This window comes from Frankia sp. AvcI1 (genome assembly GCF_001420875.1).
Classification (GTDB): Bacteria; Actinomycetota; Actinomycetes; order Frankiales; family Frankiaceae; genus Frankia; species Frankia alni.
On sequence record NZ_LJFZ01000030.1, the window covers coordinates 64,769 to 84,628 of the forward strand.

Below are 19,860 nucleotides of genomic sequence, written 5' to 3' on the forward strand. Positions count from 1 at the left end.
CGTCAGGCGGCCCGGCGACGGCTGGCTTGGCGCCTTGAGGTGCGCGAACTGCTCGTAGAAGGGAATGTCCCACGGCGCGCTGCCGGTGGCGTCCCAGATCCAGCAGCCGCCCGCCGTTCCGCCGGCGTTGTGCTTGACCGACGCGTAGAGCCAGGCTCCGAGCGCCCGGTCCGGCACGAAGAACGAGAACCAGAACGTCTCGGTCTCGTAGTAGTCCTCCGACGCGGTGTGCAGGCCGTCGTCGGCGGGGGTGAAGCGGTCAGGGTCATCGTCCATAGCAGCTCCCCTCGTTGCGGGGCCGTCTTCTGGGCAGCTGATCGACCGATGTCGCCGGAATCACGTGCGTCGGCCGTCCCGTGAGCTTCCGCCGGGCCCGGCCGCGGATCAAGAGCCGTCCGGTTGACGCACCGTTTCCCGTCCGAGGACGATCCTCCGCGTGGACATCGAGCACTTAGAGGTGTTTGCCACCCTCGCCGACGAGCTGCACTTCGGCCGGACCGCCGCCCGGCTGGGCCTGAGCACCTCCGGTGTCAGCAAGCGCCTGCAGGACTTCGAGGCCGGCGTCGGCATCCGGTTGTTCGCGCGCACCAGCCGCCGCGTCGCCCTCACCCCGGAGGCGGGGCCCCTGCTCGACCAGGCGCGCCTCGTCCTCGCCAGCATCGAGAACTTCCGGGCCGTCGCCGCCGACACGGCGAACGGCACCGCCGGCACCGTCGGTCTTCTCCACGCCAACAACCACTTCGACGTCGTCTCGTCGCTCGTACGGTCGCTGCGGTCCCGCCACCCCGACCTCAGGCTCGAGTACCGGGAGAAGCCGAACCAGAAGATCGCGGCGTCCGTTCTCGGCGGGCGGGCGGCCCTGGGCATGTGCTGGGGGGAGCTGCCCGTGGGGCTCGACTCCTACCGCTTCGACGTCCTCCTGCTCGACACGGTCTTCGTCTGCTCCGGCCATCGCCTCGCGCGCCGATCCGCGATCGACCTCGACGACCTCGACGGCGAGACCTTCCTGCTGACCGGCCCGGATCCCGCCGCCCTCTGGCAGGCCGCCGGCATCACCATCACCGTCCGCTGCCCGCCGATCCACGGCCGCGACGAACTCGCCACCCGCATCGAGACCGGTGAGGGCCTCGCGCTGACCGCCTCGCGGGCGGTGCCGCGCTACCGGCACCGGGCCGTCGTCGCGGTCCCGCTCGCGGACCCCGCCGCGTGGGGCCGCCTGGATCAGCTCCTGATCTGGCGGACGGGCGAGGACAGCCCCGCCGTCCGCAACGTCGTCGAGACCGCGAAGAAGCTGGCCCTCGCGGGTGCACCGGCCGGCGATCGGTAGGTCGCGGGCCACGGTCGGCGCGGGGGCCCGGGCGCGAGCAGGTGCGTCATCCCCTGCGTGGGGGGCGCCTGACGAGCAGGTGCGCGGGCGGCGGGCCGAACCGGCCGTGGAGGAAGTCGAGCAGCGCCCGCAGGCGTCCTTCGAGGTCCCAGTAGGGGCCGCGCCGGGCCGGTACGACGACACCCGAGGCGAGGTGCCACAGCGCGATGCAGAGTCGAATGAACGCGTGGTAGCGGCCGGAGTGCTCCCGCACGAGCAGCAGGGTGTTGCGAAGCTGCAGGTAGTCGATGGCCGCGGAGGTCGAGCTGATGTGCGGGTTGGTGACCATCGCGCCGCGCACGAGTCCGGACTCCCAACCGGCGGACCGCGCCCGCAGCGCGAGGTCCGCCTCCTCGCAGTACGCGAAGTAGCGCTCGTCGAAGATCCCGACCTCGTCGAGGCAGGCGCGCCGGGCGAACATCAACGTGCCGTGCGGGTGGCCGGCCGGCTCCCAGCCCTCGGCGACGCGCGCGGGCGCGAGGATCCCGCCGAAGTACGGGTCGAGAACCGGCGTCGCCCCGTCGCCGACGTCGGCACAAGCCAGCCCCGCCCGCGGCTGCTCCGCCAGGACGCTCAGCATGCGACTGAGGCAGGTGGGCGCGGGCAGCGCGTCGTGGGGCGCGAGCACCACCCACTCGCCGGCGTCCTGGTCGGCGAGGAACGCCCGGTAGCCGATGTTGGCCGCCGGGCCGAACCCCAGGTTGCCGCCGGCCAGCACGACCGCGACGTCGGCGGCCTCGACCGGCGGCGGGACCACCGAGCCGTTGTCGACGATCGTGATCGTGACGGGGACGTCCTGGGCGCGGAACGCGTCGATCGTGTCGACGAGCCGCGTCGGCTGGTCGCGGTGAACGATGACGACCCGAAGAGGCTGCACGACCTCAGTGCTACACCAGCGCCGCCGACACGCGCGGTGCACCCGCGGGCCGGGCACGGCGGAGGCCGCCCGNCCACCGATCCGTTCGCTGCTCGACGCGACGTTCCGGGAACGCGCGCCGAGTAGCGAACGGTGGCCGGCGCCTGGTTACTGCCGGGCCTGGGCTACTGCCGGGCACCGAACGACTGGCCCTGCTGGCCGCCGCCCACGCCCGTCAGCTGCCNCAGCCGGTTCTCGACGTACTGCTCACTGTGGTGCGTCCTGTCCGCAATCCGCGCGACGAGGTCGTCGATGCCGGTCGCGGCATCGAGNTCNGCCGAGCTGNCCTGATTGAACTGGTCGAGAATGCGGTAGCGAAGCTGCTGCCAGTTCCGGCGCAACTGCTGCTCCACCTGCTGGCGCTGCTCCTGCTGCTCCTGCTGGGTCACCGTGTGATCCCTTCTGGTCATTCCCCGAACGCGGTGAAGGTGCGGGTGGACGGTACCCCGGCCGGTCCGGACAGCGCCAAACCGAAATCGGAATTGAAATGTTAGGCGCCTCTTGTGAACCTGTGGAAGGCGCCATTCTCTACCAGATGCGGACCCGGTCGGTCGGATCCAGCCAGAGACCGTCGCCGGGGGCGGTGTCGAAGACCTCGTGGAACTCGTCGAGGTTGCGCACGATGTTGGCCCGCAGCTCCGGCGGGCTGTGCGGGTCGGTGGTGAGGAACTGCCGCTCGAGCTCGAGCCGCCGCTTGGTGCGCCACACGTAGGCCCAGTTCATGAACAGCCGGCGCCGGTCGTCGCGCGACGCCTCGCCCCCCTGGGAGATGACGTAGGCCTGGTGCGCGATGGTCAGGCCGCCGAGATCGCCGATGTTCTCGCCGACCGTGAGCGCGCCGTTGACCTTCTCGCCCGGCAGGTTGCGCGACTCGAACGCGTTGTACTGCTCCACCAGCGTCTTCGACTTCACCTCGAAGGCGGCCTTGTCGGCGGGCGTCCACCAGTCGTTGAGGTTGCCGGCGCCGTCGTACTGCGCGCCCTGGTCGTCGAAGCCGTGCCCGACCTCGTGGCCGATGACCGCGCCGATGCCCCCGTAGTTCTCGGCCGGGTGGGCGTCGGGGCTGAAGAACGGCCTTTGCAGAATGCCGGCCGGGAAGCAGATCTCGTTGGTGCCGGGGTTGTAGTAGGCGTTGACGGTCTGCGGGAGCATGAACCACTCGTCGCGGTCGACCGGTGAACCTATCTTGGCCAGTTGCCGGTCGGTCTCGAACGCGGCGGCGGCGCGGGCGTTGCCCATCAGGTCGTCACGGCGGACCCGCAGCTGCGAGTAGTCCCGGAACCGGTCGGGGTAGCCGATCTTCGGCCGGAACGTCTCGAGCTTCTCGTACGCCCGGAGCTTGGTCTCCTCGGTCATCCAGTCCAGCCGGGAGATCGACGCGCGGTAGGCCGCGAGCAGGTTCGCGACGAGATCGTCCATCTGCGCCTTGGCGCGCGGCGGGAAATGGCGGGCGACGTACTCCCGGCCGACGGCCTCACCGATCGCGCCCTGGACGAACCCCACCGCGCGCTTCCACCGGGCCCGCAGTTCGGGCGTGCCGCTGAGCGTGCGGCCGTAGAAGTCGAAATGCGTCTCGACGAACTCGTCGGGCAGGTAGGCCGCGGCCGACCGCAGCACGCGGCTGACCACCCAGTCGCGCCACACCTCGATCGGCGTCTCGGTCAGCACGGTCGACAGGTGCGCGAAGAACGACGGCTGGCGTACNCACGCCTGCGCCACCGTCGCGTGCGGGCCGGTGAGTTGGCCGCCGAGACCGGTGACGTAGGCGTCCCAGGCGAACGCCGGGCAGAGCGCCGCCAGCTCCTCGGCCGTGGTCAGGTTGTAGGTCTTCTGGACGTCGCGGGTCTCGGCCCGCTCCCAGTGGCCCTTCGCGAGCAGGGTCTCCAGGTCGAGGATCTGCTGAGCGGCGCCGGCGGGGTCGGGATGTTCGCCCAGCCCGAGCAGGCGGGTCAGGTGGGCGACGTACTTCTCGCGCGTCTCGGCGAACCGGTCGTCGCGGTAGTACGACTCGTCCGGCAGGCCGAGGCCGCCCTGGCTGAGGTGGAACAGGTAGCGGTCGGAGTTGCGGNCGTCGGTGTCGACGTAGGAGCCGAACAGCCCGGGGCCACCCTCACGCTCGAGCTCGCCGAGGAACGCGGCGAGCTCGCGGACGTTGCCCAGGGCACGCGCGGCGTCCAGCCGCGCCCGCACCGGGTCCAGGCCGAGCGCCGTGATCGCGTCGGTGTCCAGGAAGGAGTTGTAGAGGTCGGAGATCTTCCGGGCGTCCTCGCCCTGGGTGGCCGGGTCCTGCGCGGCGAGGTCGGTGATGATGTCTCGGACCTGCTGCTCGGCGGCATCGGCGAGCTGCACGAACGGGCCCCAGCTGGAACGGTCGGACGGAATCTCCGTCTCGGCGAGNCACCGGCCGTTCACGTGGCCGAAGAGGTCGTCCTGCGGTCGGACGTCGAGGTCCATGCCCTCGCGGGCGTCGTCGAGGATGCTCACGGAACGAAAGTCTCCAACCGATCGGGTGTTCAGGGAAGGACCTCGCCGGGAACCCGCCGCCACGGTCACCGGGCGACGGCTCGCCCGCGCGCGGGGGCAGGGGCTCCGCGCGGCGGCCAGGCACGATCAGGTAGCGGGTCGAGGTGCCCGCCCGGCCGGCTCGTCCCGGCGTCGGGCGCAGGCCGGACGATCGCCGGCCCGCCGAGGAAAACGTACCTCGGGAATGCCGGTCGACGGACCTGCCGGTATCGCGTCCGCCAGGCACCGGGGGACGGTCCGATGACAGTGACGTGAGCGTTGTCGATACCGGGCTCGATGGGAGTTCCCCCTCGGTGGNGGTGCCCAGTTCTCGATGGGCGGGGTCAGTCGTAAGTGCCATCGGATTCGTGTGAAATCTGCCACCGGGCACCGAAGAGCTGGTGGTGCCGAGATGCGGTGGCGCTTCGTGGCGGCCCGGGTCGGGAGGGCAGGGGTTCCGGGCAACCACGCATTTACGTCAATGATTACTACGGAGGTGGGTGGCGGGTCGCAAAGTCGTTCGTGTTGAATCTGAGCCGATCGGAGCGCGCGGTCACGGCTCCCCTACCAATGCCCGCCCGGGAGGCGCCATGACAATACCGTCCGTCCCTGGGCGACCGACCCGGCTGACATGAGGAAAGGCCCGCTCTCCCCGCCGACGTCGGTGTCGAGGTCGGCGCCAACGCCGGTGCCGGTGCCGGCGTCGGCGTCGGTCGCGCCGCCGGCGCCGCCGCCGCTGCGGCCCGACGACCGGTTCGGCAACGTCGTCGACCGGATCAGGGTCGTCGCCGCGGTCTGCCGCGACGTCGTGGCGGTCCGCGACGAGCACCGGGCCGTCACCTTCGCCGAGCTCGTCGCCTGGGTGGACGTCGTCGCCGAGCGGATCCTGCGGGAGCCGGCCGCGGCCGACCCGGACACGCCCGTCGCGGTGCTGCTGCCCCACGACGCGAGCGGGATCGCCGCCGTCCTGGGTGTCATCGCGAGCGGCCGGCCCTGCGTGCCCCTCGACCGGCTGACTCCCCCCGACCGCCTCGCGCAGATCGTCGGACTGGCCGGGGCCCCGGTGTGCGTCACCGGGCCGGTCGGCTCCGCCGACCAGCGGACCGCCGCCGCGCTGCCGGGGATCGCGACGACGGTCGACGTCGGCGACGAGCGCGCCGCCGGCTGGTCCCCGGCGCTGGCCGCCAGGGTGGCGTCGACCGCGCCGCGCCGGGTCGACACCGATCCGGCGGTGCTCATCTTCACCTCCGGCTCGACCGGAGTGCCCAAGGGCGTCGTGTGGCACCACCGCGCCCTGCTGGGCATCCACTACGCCATCCAGGTCCGGGACGTGATGCGGCCGGTGCCGGGCGACCGACTGCCGCTGTTCCTGCCGTACTCCTTCATCTCGGGGATGAACCGGATGATCGGCGGCCTGGTCTTCGGTACCACCCTCGAGATGTACGACCCCCGGGTCCGCGGCGTGNGCGACCTGGCCGACTGGCTGCGCGCCACCCGGCCGGCCGGCATCGTGGCCACGCCGGCGCTGATCCGTACCGTGTTCGGCTGCCTCGAGCCGGACGAGGTGCTCGGCGACCTGCGGTTCGTCCTGTCGGTCGGCGAGGCGATCTACGCCCGCGACGTCGCCCTGGCCCGCAGTCACCTGCCGGCAACAGCGGCGTTCCTGGTCTCCTACGGGGCCTCGGAACTCGGCACCGCGACCTGCGCGCCGATCTGGTCGGACGAGGACCTGCCCGACGGCGTGATGCCGGCCGGGCGGCCGGTCGTCGACGTCGCGGTCCGGGTGATCTCGCCGGACGGCGTCGAGCTGCCCCCCGGACAGACGGGTGAGATCGTCGTGGCGGGCCACTTCATCACGGGCGGCTACTGGCGGGCGCCGGCGGTGAGCGCCGCGCGGTTCGGCGTCGATCCGGACGGCACGCCCACCTACCGCACCGGCGACCTCGGGCGCCTCGACGCCGACGGCCAGCTCCGCGTCGTCGGCCGCAACGACGCCGCCGTGAAGATCCGCGGGTACCTGGTCGAGCCGATCGAGATCGAGTCCGCCCTGCTCGCGAGCGCGGACGTGCGCGAGGCCGTCGTCGTGGCCGATCGGAGCACGCAGCGCACCCGGNTGGTCGCCTACGTCGTGCCCGCGACCGGCGCCCGGGTCTCCCCGGCCTCGATCAGGCGCCTGCTGCGGGCCAAGCTGCCGTCCTACATGGTGCCGGCCGTCGTCATGCTGGTCCCCGCGCTGCCGCGGACCGACCGCAGCAAGGTCGACCGTCTGAACCTGCCCCCCGCCCCCACCGGCCCGAAACCGGAGCAGGACCCGCCCCGCGACCAGTGGGAGGAGGCCGTCGCCGGCGTGTGGGCCGCCGCCCTGCACCTCGACGACGTCGGCATCCACGACGACTTCGTCGAACTCGGCGGCGACTCCCTCATCGCCGAGGAGCTGCTCACCAGGATCGCCGACGAGCTCGGCGTCGACCTGCCCACCTCCACCGTCGCCGACGCCCCCACTGTCGCCGAGTTCACCGTCCGCCTGCGCAACGTCGGTACCGACGTGCTGCGCCACCCGACCGTCGTGCCGCTGCGCACCACCGGCGACGGGCCGCCCCTGTTCTGCTTCTGCGGCGCCGGCGGACTGGCCATCGGCATGCTCGGCTTCGCCCGCCACTTCGACGGCGAGCGCCCCGTCTACGGCATCCAGGCCCACGGCCTGGAATACCGCGGCCTGCCCGACTGGTCCATCCACGCCGCCGCCCGCCGCCACGCCCGCACCCTGCGCCTGCTCCAACCCGCCGGCCCCTACCATCTGGCCGGCCACTCCTTCGGCGGCCTCGTCGCCTTCGAGACCGCCCGGCTGCTCACCGAGGCCGGCGGGCACGTCGAGCTGCTGATCCTCATCGACAGCTTCCCGCCCGACCCGGCCGGCGGCGTCTTCGCGGGCGGGGTGCTGCCCTCCGCGCTGCCAGGGAGCCCGACCACGACGTCGCACCCGACCACGACGTCGCACCCGACCAGGACCTCGCACCCGGCCGCGGCTGCGGACCAGGCTGGGCGATCGGACCAGGCCGGGCGATCGGACCAGGCCGGGGGACCGACCACGGGACCGGCGCGCGCCGCGGGAGTCGCCGCACGGGCGGCCGCACGGGGCCTGCTCAGCCGGGCCTGGCGCGCGGCCCAACTTCCGTTGGCCGGCGTCGTCCAGTTCAGGGGCATGAACCAGTACGACGTCTTCTACGACCAGTCCCGGGTGCTCACCAGGCTGTACCGGCCCAGGCCCTGGAACGGGCGGGCGCTGGTCTACACGGCGACCGCGTCGCCGGCGCACCGCCGGGACGTCTGGCGCGCGCTGCTGACCGGCGAGGCGACCTACCGCACCGTGGGCGGCGACCACGACACCGTGCTGCGCGAACCCGTCGTCAGCGAGATCACGGCCGACATCCGGGCGGTCCTCGCCGGCCGCACCAGTCCCCGCAGGGCCTGACCGGCCGGCGCGTGGGTGCTCCTGGCGTGAGGCCGGCCGGGCGGCTGGTGGACCGACTGACAATCCCGGCGGCGGGGAGGATCACGCTCCCGTGACCCGCCGACAGCGAAAGGTCCGTTCGTGAGGGTGCAGGACGCAGTCAACGTCGAGGACGTCCGGAGGCTGGCGCGCCGACGGCTTCCCCGGGTGGTCTTCGACGCCCTGGCGGGCGGCGCCGGCGACGAGGTGTCGCTGCGGCGCAACCGCACGGCGTTCGACCGCATCGAGTTCCGGCCGCGGCCGCTCGCCGACGTCGCCACGCGAGACCTCTCGACGACCGTGTTCGGCGAACGTCTGTCGATGCCGATCATGCTGGCGCCCACGGGCGCGGGCCGCCTCGCCCGATCGAGCGCGGAGATCGCCGTGGCGAGGGCCGCGGCGCGGGCGGACGTCGTGTACATGCAGAGCACCGTGGCCGCCTTCCCGCTCGAGGACGTCGCCGCGCACTCGACCGGCCCCCTGTGGTACCAGCTCTACCTGCCCCCCGACCGCGCCGAGGTCGACGACTTCGTCCGGCGGATCGCGGCGGCCGGTTACCGGGCGCTGGCCATCACCATCGACACGCCGGTCCTCGGTAACCGGGAGCGCGACACACNCAACCGACTCATGAGTCGACCGCCGCATCCCAGAACGCTGCTGCAGGGGGCCGGCAAGCCGGCGTGGGCGGCCGACTTCGTCCGCGGCAAGGTCGACTACCTGCGCGGCCAGCTCGGCGTCGGTGGTGCCGGCGGTCCCGGTGGTGCCGGCGGTCCCGGTGGTGCCGGCGGTCCCGGTGGTGCCGGCGATGCCGGTGGTGCCGGTGGTCCCGGCCGTCCGTCGCCGCTGAGCCTCGACCAGACCCGCGCGACGATCGCGTCGTCGTCGGACTGCGTCACCTGGGCGGATGTCGAGCGGATCCGGTCGTTGTGGGCGGGCCCGTTGCTCCTCAAGGGCCTGATGCGCTCCGACGAGTGCGACCGGCTCGTCGAGCTGGGCGTCGACGGGGTTGTCGTCTCGAACCACGGCGGACGGCAGCTCGACGGCGTCCCCGCGACCATCGACATCCTGCCGGAGGTGGTCGACGCGGCGGCGGGCCGGCTCGCGGTGTTCCTCGACGGAGGTGTCCGGCGTGGCAACGACGTGGCCAAGGCGCTCGCCCTCGGCGCCGCGGGTGTCTTCGTGGGGCGGCCCTACCTGTACGGCCTGGCCGCGGGCGGTGAGGCCGGCGTCCTGCGGGTGATCGAGCTGCTGCGCGCCGAGTTCGACCGCGCGATGGCCCTGCTCGGCGCCGCGACCGTGGCGGACCTCGACCGCAGCCTCGTCTCGGGCGCGCGCATCCCCGCCACCCTGTCACCGTCGACGCCGTAGGCCGGCCCGCTCTACCGGTGGTGCGTGGTGGGGAGGGCGCCGCGGCCTCGATTCCCAGGCCGTCGAGCATGGCCTGGATGCCGTCGGAGTACAGGCGTTCCCGGGCGGTGTCGTCGGCGGTCGGGCTGTCGGCAGTCGGGGTGTGTGCTCCGTTTCCGCTTTAGCCGCGCTTCAGGGACGTTCGAGAGAATTCTTGGAGTCGTACGGACGACTGCCATTCCGCGGCTGCCGAATCCNAAGAGCAGCTGGAAACCCGCATTCTCGTCGCGGTCGGCACTCGTCGGATCATTTGGGGGAGTTTTTTCGTGGCAATGCGCGGTTTCCGGTTCGTTCGTATACTGCCCATCGGGCTGGTGGCCATTCTCGGATTTGGTCTCGCCGGGTGCGGCGGCAGCGGTGGCCCGGCGGGCGCCGGGGGCGCGGGGGGCGACGNGCCGCCGCGGACNGGTGGGAACCTGCGCCTGGGCCTCGGTGTCGATCCGGTCTGCCTCGATCCTGCGCAGTCGGGTATCGCCGACGCCGTCAACATCGAGCGGTCGATCGTCGACTCGCTGACTGCGCAGGATCCGAAGACGAACGCCATCGTGCCGTGGCTCGCCTCGTCGTGGCAGGTCAGTCCGGACGCCACCGCGTTCACGTTCCACCTGCGGCCGGGAATCACCTTCAGCGATGGTTCGGCGCTGAGTGCGACCACGGTGCAGGAGAACTTCGACGCGGTCGTCCGGGCGGGCGGGCGGGCCCCGCTGGCGTCGAGCTATCTCGCCGGCTACCGGGGGACCGACGTCGTCGACTCGCTGACGGCCAGGGTGCGCTTCGGCCAGCCCAACGCGCAGTTCCTGCAGGCCACGTCGACGGTGAGCCTGGGACTGCTGTCCTCGGCCACCGTCGCCCGGCCGCCGGCCGACCGCTGCCTCGCCGGGATCGTCGGTTCCGGGCCGTTCGTGCTGGACTCCTACGTGCCCCGGCAGTCCGTGACCGTGCACCGGCGGGTCGGGTACCGCTGGGCGCCGGCCACCGCGCGGCACACCGGCGACGCCTACCTGGACAAGATCACCTATTCGATCATCACCGACGGCGGGGTGCGGGCCGGCGCGCTCAGGTCCGGGCAGGTCGGCGGCGTGACCGCACTGCCGGTGCAGGACACCGGCCAGGTCCGGCAGGCAGGCCTCACCGTCGCGACGAAGGTCATCCCCGGGGTCGTCGCGTGCCTGTCACTGAACCCGTTCGTCTCCCGGCCCGCCATCGACGACTCGAGTGTCCGCCGTGCCGTGGTCAAGGCGGTCAACCGCGCGGAGGTTGTCAGCACGGTGCTCAGCGACGACTACAAGGTCGCGACGAGCATCCTGGCGGCCTCGACCCCGGGATACGTCAATCTCGGTGACTCCCTCGCCTACGACCCGGCCGGTGCCAGGAAACTGCTCGACGCCGCGGGCTGGGCGGCGGGGCCGGACGGGATCCGACGGCGCGGGGGACAGCGGCTGACCCTCGCGGTCGCCTGGACGACCAACGGCGGCGCCGACCAGCAGGTGCTGGAACTGATCCAGCAGCAACTGCGCGACGTGGGCGTCGAACTGACGCTGCGCCAGTTCGTGACCGGGCAGGCATTTCCGGCCATGCAGCGCGGAATCGGTGACTACGCCTGGGGAGCGGGGGCCTTCCGGACGGACCCGGACATCCTGCGGGCCAAGATCGTGCTGCCCGGGCCCGTCATCCCGCCGGCCCCCGGCTCACCCGCGGATCGCCTCAACGCCGCCCTGGCCCGCCAGGCGGCCACCGTGGACGACGCGCAGCGCAGGAAGGTGGTCGGCGAGGCACAGCAGCTCGCCGTCGACGACGGCATCACGGTACCGGTGTACGAGATCCCGGCCGTGGTGGGACTGGCGAAGAACGTGCGCGGATTCTCCTTCACCNCCTCCGCGAACCTGTTCCTCTACGACACCTGGCTCGGCAATGGCTGAGCTGGCCGCCCCCGCCCCCGCCGCCGCACGGGGACGGGGACAGGGACAGGCGCTCGGGCGTTACCTGGCCGTCCGNCTGGNGCATTCGGTATTCGTCGTGTGGGCGGCCTACACGCTGTCGTTCGTCATCCTCTACCTCGTGCCCGGGGATCCGGTCGAGATGATGGTGAGCAGCAGNGGCGTCATCTCGGTGACCTCGCAGCAGATAGCCCAGCTGCGGNCCGAGTACGGCGTCGACCGCTCGCCCCCCGCCCAGTACCTGACGAACCTCTGGGATGCCCTGCACCTGGACTTCGGCCGGTCGCTGCAGCGTGGCCAGTCGGCGCTGGACATCATCGGCGGCGCGTTGCCGTCGACCATCGAACTCGCCGGCGCGGCGCTCGTCGTCGCCGCGCTCGTCGGATGGGCGCTGGCACTGGGGGCCACCGCCACCCGCGCCCGCTCGACGCAGCGGTTCCTGNTGGCCCTGCCGGCACTCGGGGTGGCCGTCCCGTCGTTCTGGATCGGGCTGGTCCTCCTCCAGGTGCTCTCGTTTCACTGGCACCTGCTGCCCGCCTTCGGTGACACCGGGCCGCGGGGGCTGATCCTGCCCGCCGTCACGTTGGCGGTGCCGACCGCGGCCTTCCTCGCGCGGATGCTGGCCGCGAGCCTGTGGCGGGTCCTGGCCGACCCGCACGTGACGACCGCGCGGGCGAAGGGGCTCGGCCGGTGGCGCATCCACCAGCGCCATGCCCTGCGCAACGCGCTGCCGCCGGTGCTGGCCGTCGCCGGCGTCCTGGTCGGCAACCTGCTGGCAGGGTCCGTCGTGGTGGAGACCGTGTTCTCCCGCCCCGGGCTGGGTCGGGTGGTCGAGGCCGCCGTGACCTCGAAGGACATCCCTGTCGTGCAGGCCCTGGTCGTGTTCTTCGCGGTCGTGTTCGTCACCGTCAACCTCCTGGTCGATCTGGCGCATCCCCTCCTCGACCCGCAGGTCACGCTGACCGGAACCAGGCGCCGATGAGTGGGCTCGCGACGGCCCGCGGCCCTGCCCCGCACGACGGTGGCATCGGTGGGCCGCCGGCCGAGCGGGNTCGCGGCGGCCGGTCCCGGCGGGGCCGGGAGATCGGTCGTGGTGTGCTGCGCCAGCCGATCCTCGCGGCCTCCGTCGTCGTCGTCGTGCTGGCTGTCGCGGCGGCGCTGGCCCCCGCCGCGTTCACCGGCACGGATCCCCTGCGGGTGCGGCCCGCCGCGAAGCTGCACCCGCCCGGCGGCGCGCACCTGTTCGGCACCGACCAGCTCGGCCGCGACCTGTTCGCGCGGGTCGTGCACGGGGCGGGCCTGTCCCTGTCCTGCGCGGCCATCGCCGTGCTGGTCGGACTGGTCGCGGGGTCGCTCGTGGGCCTGGCCGNGGGCTTCGTCGGGGGGATGGTCGATGCCGCGGTCATGCGGCTCGTCGACGTGGTCCTTTCCGTGCCGTCGCTGCTGCTGGCGACGATGCTGGTCACCGCGTTCGGTTTCGGCCCCGTTCAGACGGCCCTCGCGGTCGGCACGAGCTCGATCGCGAGCTTCGCCCGGCTCATGCGGGCGGAGGCGATGCGGGTGCGGGATCAGGCGTACGTCGAGGCCGCCTTCGTCGCGGGCGCGCGGCCACTGTCGGTGCTGCGCCGGCACATCCTGCCCCACACCCGGGGGCCCGTGCTCGCGCTGACCGCGCTGGAGTTCGGCGGGGCGATCCTGGCGGTCGCCGCGTTGGGGTTCCTCGGCTTCGGCGCCCAGCCGCCGACCCCGGAATGGGGGGCACTCGTCGCGGACGGTCGGGGCTACCTCGACACCGGCTGGTGGATGACGGCCGCGCCCGGCCTCGTCGTCGTGGTCACCGTCCTGGCCCTCAACCGGATCTCCCAGGCCTTCGACACCCCGGCCGGCCCGCGCTAGATGACCGGACACCCCCGTCCGCCGTGCTCCACGGCCCGCGCCCGCGGTGCCGCGACCCCCACGGCCGCTCGGTCGCCGCCGGACGGACGGCCCTGCACCCGACCGGCCTGCACTCGACCGGCCTGCGCCCGACCGGCCATGACTCGGCCGGTCTTCGCTTCATCAGGAATCCCTCGACCGGACCTACAAGGAGACCCGTGACCGATATCGGGGACATCCGTACGCTCATCGCGCGGTTCGCGCACCTGGGCGACCGCGAGCGCCACGACCAGTGGGNCGAACACCTCGTCGTCGACGACTTCACCTATCGGACGGAGGACGATCCGCTGCCGGAGGGCGATGGGCTGTACCAGGGCCGTGGCGAGGTCCTGGCGCACTTTCGCGCTGGGGCGTCCGGGCGCTGGCGCGCCACGCACTTCCTGAGTGAGCCGGTGATCGATGTCGCCGGCGGGCGGGCCCACGCCGCCACCGACTTCGCCCTCGTGCGGCTCGCCGACCGGCTGCCTGCGGCCGCGGGTGCGGGTGCCGGAACCGGGCCAGCGCCCGCCGATGCCGTCGAGCACCGGTACGAGGTCGCCGCCGCCGGCCGGTACGAGGACGACTTCGTCCGCGGCGCCGACGGGCGGTGGCGGTTCACCGCCCGGCTGGTCACCCACATGCCGCTCGCCGCGCGCCAGCCGGCCGGCGCGGAGCACTCGCTCGTGGCCGGAGGCGGACATGAGTGACGACGTCCAGGACGTCGCGACCGTGCTGGCCCGGGTTGCCCAGGCGCACGACGACCATCGCGACGAGGAGTGGATCGCCCAGTACACGAGCGAGACGACCGTCTGGGGTGCCCTGGCCGAGGGGCCGCAGGCGGTACGCGCCCTGCTGGGGCTCGCGCCACCCGCAGAGTCCCACACCGTGAACTTCCTGAGCATCCCGGTCATCGAGATCGACGGGCCCGTCNCCCACGCCTCGACCGACAGCTTCACCGTCCGTCTTGACCCGGCGGGCGGCTTCTCGATCACGTCGGTGGTCCGGCTGGAGGACGAGCTGGTCCGGGACGGTGCCGGCCGCTGGACGTTTGCACGGCGGCTTCCCACCCCCCTGCTGCCCCCGGNTGGCCGGCCGGCGGCCGAAGGAAGCGAGGGCGACGGCCATGCGTGACATCGGGCGTGACGGTGACATCGGGCGCGACGGTGATGGCGGGCCGGACGGTGATGGCGGGCGGGACGTGGAGNACGACATCGAGCAGATCCGTCTTCTGATTGCTCGGCTCGTTCAGCTCTACGACCGCCATCGCCACGACGAGTGGATTGCGGCGTACCTGGCCGACGACACGGTCCTGACCTCGCCGGGCGGCACCCTCTACGGCCGGGAGGCGATCCGAGCAGAGATCAACAAGGTCCCCGACACCGGGTGGAGCGGCGTGCACCTGATCGGGGAATNGGCCATCACGGTCACCGGTTCCAGCGCGCACGCACTGACCGACGTCGTCAACATCAAGGTCACCGAGGCCGGGACCTACGCGGTGACCGGCTTCGGCCGCTACGACGACCGGCTGGTCCGCGCCGCCGACGGTACGTGGCGGCTCGCCGTCCGCAATCGTTCCATCGCCCGCGCCGCGGCGCCGGCCGCCGACTGACCACCCGTCCGGACCTCGNCCCGGCCCGGTGATCGTGGGGTTCCCCAGGGGCCGCGCCGGGTGTCCGGATTCCGGCGCGGCGCCTTGTCTCGACTGCTGCGAGCAGGGTGGGTGCGTGGGAGAGCGGTTCCCTGCCTCCTCCACAGGGTTCGGTGTCTGATTTATCCCAGTGGAGAAGGCAGGGAGTGCCGTTCCCAGGAGGACCGCGTCCTCGTCTCGCCGACGTCCCGGCGGCACTCGCGCCACAGTCCTCCAGGGCGACGGCTTGACANGGTCATGCAGATTCNGCGGAACCCGCGCCGCGGGTGCTGACCCCGGCCAGGATGAGTTCGAGGAAGCGCACGCTGCCGTCCGGCCCCGCGGGGGAGTTCTCCCGGACCCAGNCCGCGCCGGTGAGCAGGTCGAACAGCTCGTCGGGGGTGAGGTCCGCACGGACCTGGCCGGCGTCCTGGGCGGCCCNCAGCAGCCGTGCACCGCTGCCGTGCATGGCTGCGCAGGCGGCGTGGGAGGGAGTGCCGTCGTCGTACATGCTGCGGGTGAGGATGCTCACGAGGCNCCGGAAGGTGCTGAAGTGCTGGATGGCCTGGCCCATCCAGGAGCGCAGTGCCTCGAACGGGGGGAGCGAGGCGCGGACCTCGTCGGCATAGGAGATCAACGAGGCGAGCCCGTCACGGGTGGTGGCCTCGACGAGCGCCGCGCGGGTCGGGAAGTGCCGGTAGAGGGTGCCGATCGCGACCCCCGCCTGCGCCGCGATGTCCTCCAGGGAGGCGTCGGNGCCCGCGGTCTCGAAGGCCTTGCGCGCGGCGGCCAGCATCGCGTCGTAGTTGCGGATGCCGTCGGCCCGCCTGGGGCGGTGGGCGATGTACGGCGCGGCGTCCTCCACGTGACCCCTCCTGGGCGGCACCGGTAACCTGAGGCAGTCTCATGCTACCTCGGTGGAGGGGTCGTGCTCCGCCGCCGAGCGCCCTACCAGGTGACGGGGAGNCGGTGGACTCCCTGCATGGTGCTGCCGTGGCGCATGGGCAGCTCGTCGCGCGGCACGGCGAGCCGCAGGTTCGGGATCTTCTCGAACAGGACGCGGTAGGCGATCTNCAGCTCCATCCGGGCGAGATTGCGCCCGATGCACTGGTNGGGGCCGTGGCCGAAGGTCAGGTGCCGCCGGGTGGCCGGNGGGTCGTCCGCCGAGCGGCGCACGTCGAACTCGTAGGGCGCGTCGTAGACCGCAGGATCCCGGTTCGCCATCGAGTTGCAGAAGATGAGGCCCTCGCCCCGCGCGATCACCTGTCCGTCGATCTCCACGTCCTCGGTGGCGACCCGGACGCCCGCGAGATCGGTGACCGACACCATGCGCAGCAGTTCCTCGACGACACCGGGTAGCGCCGAGGGGTCCGACCGCAGGATGGCGAGCTGGTCGGGGTGGTCCAGCAGCGTCACCACGCCGAGGGCGATCATCTGGCTGGTCGTGTCGTGCCCGCCGACGAGCAACGCCAGCGCGATCTTGTTGATGATGTCGCGCCCCAGCCCCTCGTCGTGGACGTGCTCGCCCAGCCGGGACAACAGGGTGTCGTCGGGATCGCGCTCCCGGAGCCGGATCTGCTCGTCCAGGTAGTTCAGCAGCTCCTCACCGGCGGCCTCCGCGCCCTGAGGGGTGGTCGCCTGCAGCAGCCGGACGGTGGCGTCCTCGAAGAACTGGTGGTCGGCGTAGGGGACGCCCAGCAGGTCCGCGACCACCATCGACGGGATCGGCAGGGAGTAGTCCAGGACGAGGTCGGCGGGCGGCCCGGCGGCCAGCATCCGGTCGGCGAGCGACTCGACCAGCCGCTCGATGGATTCCCGCTTGGCGCGCACCGAGCGCATGCTGAAGTCCGCCGTCAGCAGGCCGCGCTGCAAACCGTGCTGCGGCGGGTCGAACCCGATGATGGCCAGGGGCTTGAACACGTCGGCCTCAAAGCGGGGGAGCACGACGGGGAAGTCGGGGCGGGACCGGTCCGCGGAGACCCGCGGGTCGGCGAGCAGGCGGCGGGAGTGCGAGTGGCCGGTGACCAACCACGCCGTTGCGCCGTCGAACAGGGTGACGCGGTTCATCGGCCCCCGCTCGCCGAGTTCCTGGTACTCGCGGCTCGGCTGGTAGGGACACGCACGAGGCCGGGGATACGGCGGAGCGTCCGGGAGCGTCGGCGTGGGGNTGGTCATGAAGGCAGCCCTCCTCGCTGTCCGTGCCGGCGCGGGGTCAGGATCGCCGGGTTCGACGCGGTCACGCTAGATGTGGCACCTGGCGATGACAATGGACGTCTCGGCCGGCTTTAGAACGGCTTTATCGCGCGGCGGGACGGCCGGCGGATCCGCAACCGGGCCGGTGACGAGGGCATGTTGACAACGTGAGGCCAGCTCAGCTTGACTGATCGAGTCGAAATCGAGCCTGCCTCACATTACGTTGGGGAGGCAGCCAGGAGAGGAACCCGATGGTCGAACCATCCTTCGTCTCGGTGCACGACACGGTGCCGGTGTGGCGGTCCGGCACAGCCGCCGACGCGCTGCGGGACACCGTGGATCTCGCCCGCGCGGTCGAGGCGCTGGGCTACCGCCGGTACTGGGTCGCCGAACATCACAGCACGCCCGCGCTCGCCACCTCGGCTCCCGCCGTGCTTGCCGGGCAGATCCTCGCGGCCACCGGCACGATCCGGGTCGGCTCGGGCGCCGTGCTGCTGCCCAACCATGCGCCGTACGACGTGGCTGAACAGTTCGGCGTGCTCGGGTCCCTGCACCCCGGGCGGGTCGACCTCGGGATCGGCCGGGCTGTGGGGGGCTCGGCCGCCGTGGGCGCTCGGTTGGGGGACCCGCGTCCGCGTGGCTTCCCGGCCCAACTCGACGAGCTCGTCGGGTATTTCCACCGCGCAGGCGGGCCCGTGCAGGCACGCGCGGTTCCCGAGCCGGCGGTCCCGCCCGAGTTCTGGCTGGTCGGCTCCAGCCCGAGCAGCGCCGCGTTCGCGGGGGCGCGCGGTCTGCAGTACGTCTTTGCGCACACGATCGTGCCGGGGCTCGCGCCCGTCGCGCTCGACGCCTACCGCAAGGCCTTCCGGCCGTCGGTGCACCTGGAACATCCACGCGGCGCGGTGTCCGCCATCGTGGTGCTCGCCGACTCGGACGACCGTGCGCACTCGCTGGCCGACGCGTTCGTCCTCGGCCAGATCATTCTGCGCACGACCGACCCCGACACCCTGCTGCCGACCGAGGAGGAGACGCGGCGGCACCGCTTCAGCAGCGCGGAGGAAAGCTTCCGCCGGGAGCGGATCGACCCGCAGCTCGTGGGTTCGTTGGCCACCGTGGCGCCGAGGTTCGAGGCGCTGGTGCGTGANTCCGGTGCGGACGAGTTCTTCGCCCTTTCGCAGATCCCCGGGCTGGAGCAGCGGATTCGCTCCTACGAGCTGCTCGCCAAGGCCGCTGCCGCCCTTTGATTCAGCTGTTACCAAGGACTCCGTTGGCACCATTGTCGGGCACTGGCGGCGTCCGGCGCGGTGGTCTCCTGCCGCGCTCACCGCCATCGTCGGCCGTGGCCGGCGGGTGACGGCCAAGAAGCCAGTCGATGGTGGGAAGTCCGGCGGTCTCCGCATCGCAGAAGCGGGCGGCGAGGTTGCCGTCACCGACGGGGATGCGGTTCGTCGCGGCGTTTCTGGTTTTCAGCGGCGTTTCTGGTTTACACGAGCCATTTCTGCGTGCTCGGCTGTTTCAGCCCGCGGGTCAGACGCGCCCCGCACCTGGACAGGTGCGGGGCGCGTCGCGCCGGTGGGGTCAGGACCGGGACTCGACCGCCGCGGGCTCCCGGGGGGCGGGCGGCTCGGGGGCCGTCGCCTCGGGGGAGGACGTGCGGGTGGCGGATGGACGCAGGCCGGGACCGAACCAGAACAGCACGGCTACGACGAACCCGGCGACGCAGTCGACGGTGGCCCAGGTGAAGACGGTGCTGATGTTCTCCGCGACCGGGCGGCCACCGGCGTTGAACGGGATGAGCAGCACCGCCAGGCCGATGCTGCCACCGACGGTCAGCGCGGCCTGCAGGATGCCCGCGGTGATGCCGACGTCCTCCGGACGGCTNGTCGACAGAATGATCATGTTGAGNGGGATGATCGCGAGTCCGACCCCGAGGCCCATGACGACGAGGCCGGGCAGCACCCCCTCCGCGTAGGCACTGTCCGCATCGAGGCGGATGAACCAGGNCACGCCGAGGGCGAGCAGGGCGAGCCCGATGGTGCCCCGGGTCGTGAGGCCGAGACCGCTGAGCCACTTCGTGAGGAGCTGCGTGGTGACCAGCAGCGCGAGGCCGAAGGGGAGAATCGCCAGGCCGGTGCGCAGGGCGCCGTAGTCCAGCGTGGTCTGCAGGTACTGGGACAGGTAGAAGACGAACCCGCCGAGCACGGACGACAGCAGCAGCAGGTTGATGAACCCGCCGACGCGGGTCCGGTTGGTGAAGATCCGCCCGGGCAGCAGCGGCTCGGGGGCCCGGCGGTCCACGACGAGCAGCGCGGCCGCGACCACGACGGTGATCGCGAGCGGCACGACCGTCCACAGGTCGCCCCAGCCACGGTCGGCCGCCTGCACGAGACCGTAGACGAGCGCGGTGAGGCCTGCGGTGACGAGCGCGGCGCTGGGCAGGCTCAGGGACCGGCTGCGGGCGCCGTCGGCGGCCGTTCCGAGTGATCGCAGGGCGATCACCAGGATGAT

Annotated in this window: 9 protein-coding genes and 19 pseudogenes; 18 read left to right on the forward strand and 10 right to left on the reverse strand. The window is 72.3% G+C overall.

The genetic code is table 11. The features are described from left to right. Positions 1-436 precede the first annotated feature (436 nt). On the forward strand, positions 437-1,327 hold the full coding sequence (locus UK94_RS25095; RefSeq protein ID WP_011605239.1) for a LysR family transcriptional regulator: 891 nt from the start codon (positions 437-439) through the stop codon (positions 1,325-1,327). 46 nt (positions 1,328-1,373) lie between these two features. On the opposite strand, the gene UK94_RS25100 is transcribed toward UK94_RS25095, so the two are convergent. The 5 genes and pseudogenes from UK94_RS25100 to UK94_RS76495 all read right to left on the reverse strand — a co-directional run. Continuing rightward, on the reverse strand, positions 1,374-2,243 hold the full coding sequence (locus UK94_RS25100; protein WP_011605238.1) for a glycosyltransferase: 870 nt from the start codon (positions 2,241-2,243) through the stop codon (positions 1,374-1,376). 567 nt (positions 2,244-2,810) lie between these two features. Continuing rightward, positions 2,811-3,986, reverse strand: a 1,176-nt coding sequence (locus UK94_RS64835) for a M13-type metalloendopeptidase (protein ID WP_313949591.1), incomplete at its 5' end; no start/stop codon positions are given. Between the two features lies 1 nt (position 3,987). Next, positions 3,988-4,350 (reverse strand): annotated as a pseudogene (locus tag UK94_RS64840) (M13 family metallopeptidase N-terminal domain-containing protein); the annotation flags it as partial. Position 4,351: 1 nt separating this feature from the next. Next, positions 4,352-4,679, reverse strand: a pseudogene (locus tag UK94_RS64845) (peptidase M13); the annotation flags it as partial. A gap of 1 nt (position 4,680) precedes the next feature. Next, positions 4,681-4,736, reverse strand: a pseudogene (locus UK94_RS76495) (hypothetical protein); the annotation flags it as partial. Between the two features lie 679 nt (positions 4,737-5,415). Between UK94_RS76495 and UK94_RS64850 the strand changes: the two are divergent. The 15 genes and pseudogenes from UK94_RS64850 to UK94_RS64905 all read left to right on the forward strand — a co-directional run. Then, positions 5,416-6,249, forward strand: an 834-nt coding sequence (locus UK94_RS64850; protein WP_235489734.1) for an AMP-binding protein, incomplete at its 3' end; no start/stop codon positions are given. 1 nt (position 6,250) lies between these two features. Further along, positions 6,251-6,897: pseudogene (locus tag UK94_RS64855) on the forward strand (AMP-binding protein); the annotation flags it as partial. Position 6,898: 1 nt separating this feature from the next. Further along, positions 6,899-8,256 (forward strand): annotated as a pseudogene (locus UK94_RS64860) (thioesterase domain-containing protein); the annotation flags it as partial. A gap of 126 nt (positions 8,257-8,382) precedes the next feature. After that, on the forward strand, positions 8,383-8,890 hold a 508-nt coding region (locus UK94_RS64865), incomplete at its 3' end, for an alpha-hydroxy acid oxidase (protein ID WP_268761613.1). A gap of 1 nt (position 8,891) precedes the next feature. Continuing rightward, positions 8,892-9,642: pseudogene (locus UK94_RS64870) on the forward strand (alpha-hydroxy-acid oxidizing protein); the annotation flags it as partial. A gap of 584 nt (positions 9,643-10,226) precedes the next feature. After that, a partial coding sequence (locus UK94_RS25125; RefSeq protein ID WP_235489776.1) for an ABC transporter substrate-binding protein occupies positions 10,227-11,552 on the forward strand: 1,326 nt, incomplete at its 3' end. 394 nt (positions 11,553-11,946) lie between these two features. Next, positions 11,947-12,060, forward strand: a pseudogene (locus UK94_RS75005) (ABC transporter permease); the annotation flags it as partial. Position 12,061: 1 nt separating this feature from the next. After that, positions 12,062-12,600: pseudogene (locus UK94_RS64875) on the forward strand (ABC transporter permease); the annotation flags it as partial. Between the two features lie 388 nt (positions 12,601-12,988). Continuing rightward, positions 12,989-13,514: pseudogene (locus UK94_RS64880) on the forward strand (ABC transporter permease); the annotation flags it as partial. A gap of 197 nt (positions 13,515-13,711) precedes the next feature. Continuing rightward, a pseudogene (locus UK94_RS64885) lies at positions 13,712-13,790 on the forward strand (nuclear transport factor 2 family protein); the annotation flags it as partial. 1 nt (position 13,791) lies between these two features. Next, a pseudogene (locus UK94_RS25140) lies at positions 13,792-14,239 on the forward strand (nuclear transport factor 2 family protein); the annotation flags it as partial. Beyond that, a partial coding sequence (locus tag UK94_RS64890; protein ID WP_235489736.1) for a nuclear transport factor 2 family protein occupies positions 14,232-14,462 on the forward strand: 231 nt, incomplete at its 3' end. The pseudogene UK94_RS25140 and the gene UK94_RS64890, both read left to right, overlap by 8 nt. A gap of 1 nt (position 14,463) precedes the next feature. Beyond that, positions 14,464-14,616 (forward strand): annotated as a pseudogene (locus tag UK94_RS64895) (hypothetical protein); the annotation flags it as partial. A 135-nt stretch (positions 14,617-14,751) separates the two neighbouring features. Beyond that, positions 14,752-14,944, forward strand: a 193-nt coding sequence (locus UK94_RS64900) for a nuclear transport factor 2 family protein (protein WP_268761614.1), incomplete at its 3' end; no start/stop codon positions are given. Between the two features lies 1 nt (position 14,945). Continuing rightward, positions 14,946-15,141, forward strand: a pseudogene (locus tag UK94_RS64905) (nuclear transport factor 2 family protein); the annotation flags it as partial. Between the two features lie 556 nt (positions 15,142-15,697). Here UK94_RS64905 and UK94_RS64910 read toward each other — a convergent pair. After that, positions 15,698-15,915, reverse strand: a pseudogene (locus tag UK94_RS64910) (helix-turn-helix domain-containing protein); the annotation flags it as partial. 397 nt (positions 15,916-16,312) lie between these two features. Then, positions 16,313-17,226 (reverse strand): annotated as a pseudogene (locus UK94_RS76500) (cytochrome P450); the annotation flags it as partial. Positions 17,227-17,603: 377 nt separating this feature from the next. On the opposite strand from UK94_RS76500, the gene UK94_RS25165 reads away from it, so the two are divergent. Next, a partial coding sequence (locus UK94_RS25165; protein WP_235489738.1) for an LLM class flavin-dependent oxidoreductase occupies positions 17,604-18,496 on the forward strand: 893 nt, incomplete at its 3' end. Between the two features lies 1 nt (position 18,497). Then, a pseudogene (locus tag UK94_RS64925) lies at positions 18,498-18,596 on the forward strand (hypothetical protein); the annotation flags it as partial. A 334-nt stretch (positions 18,597-18,930) separates the two neighbouring features. Here the strand turns inward: UK94_RS64925 and UK94_RS64930 are convergent. The 3 pseudogenes from UK94_RS64930 to UK94_RS64945 all read right to left on the reverse strand — a co-directional run. Further along, positions 18,931-19,233: pseudogene (locus UK94_RS64930) on the reverse strand (MFS transporter); the annotation flags it as partial. A gap of 25 nt (positions 19,234-19,258) precedes the next feature. Continuing rightward, a pseudogene (locus UK94_RS64940) lies at positions 19,259-19,355 on the reverse strand (hypothetical protein); the annotation flags it as partial. Position 19,356: 1 nt separating this feature from the next. Then, positions 19,357-19,860, reverse strand: a pseudogene (locus UK94_RS64945) (MFS transporter); the annotation flags it as partial.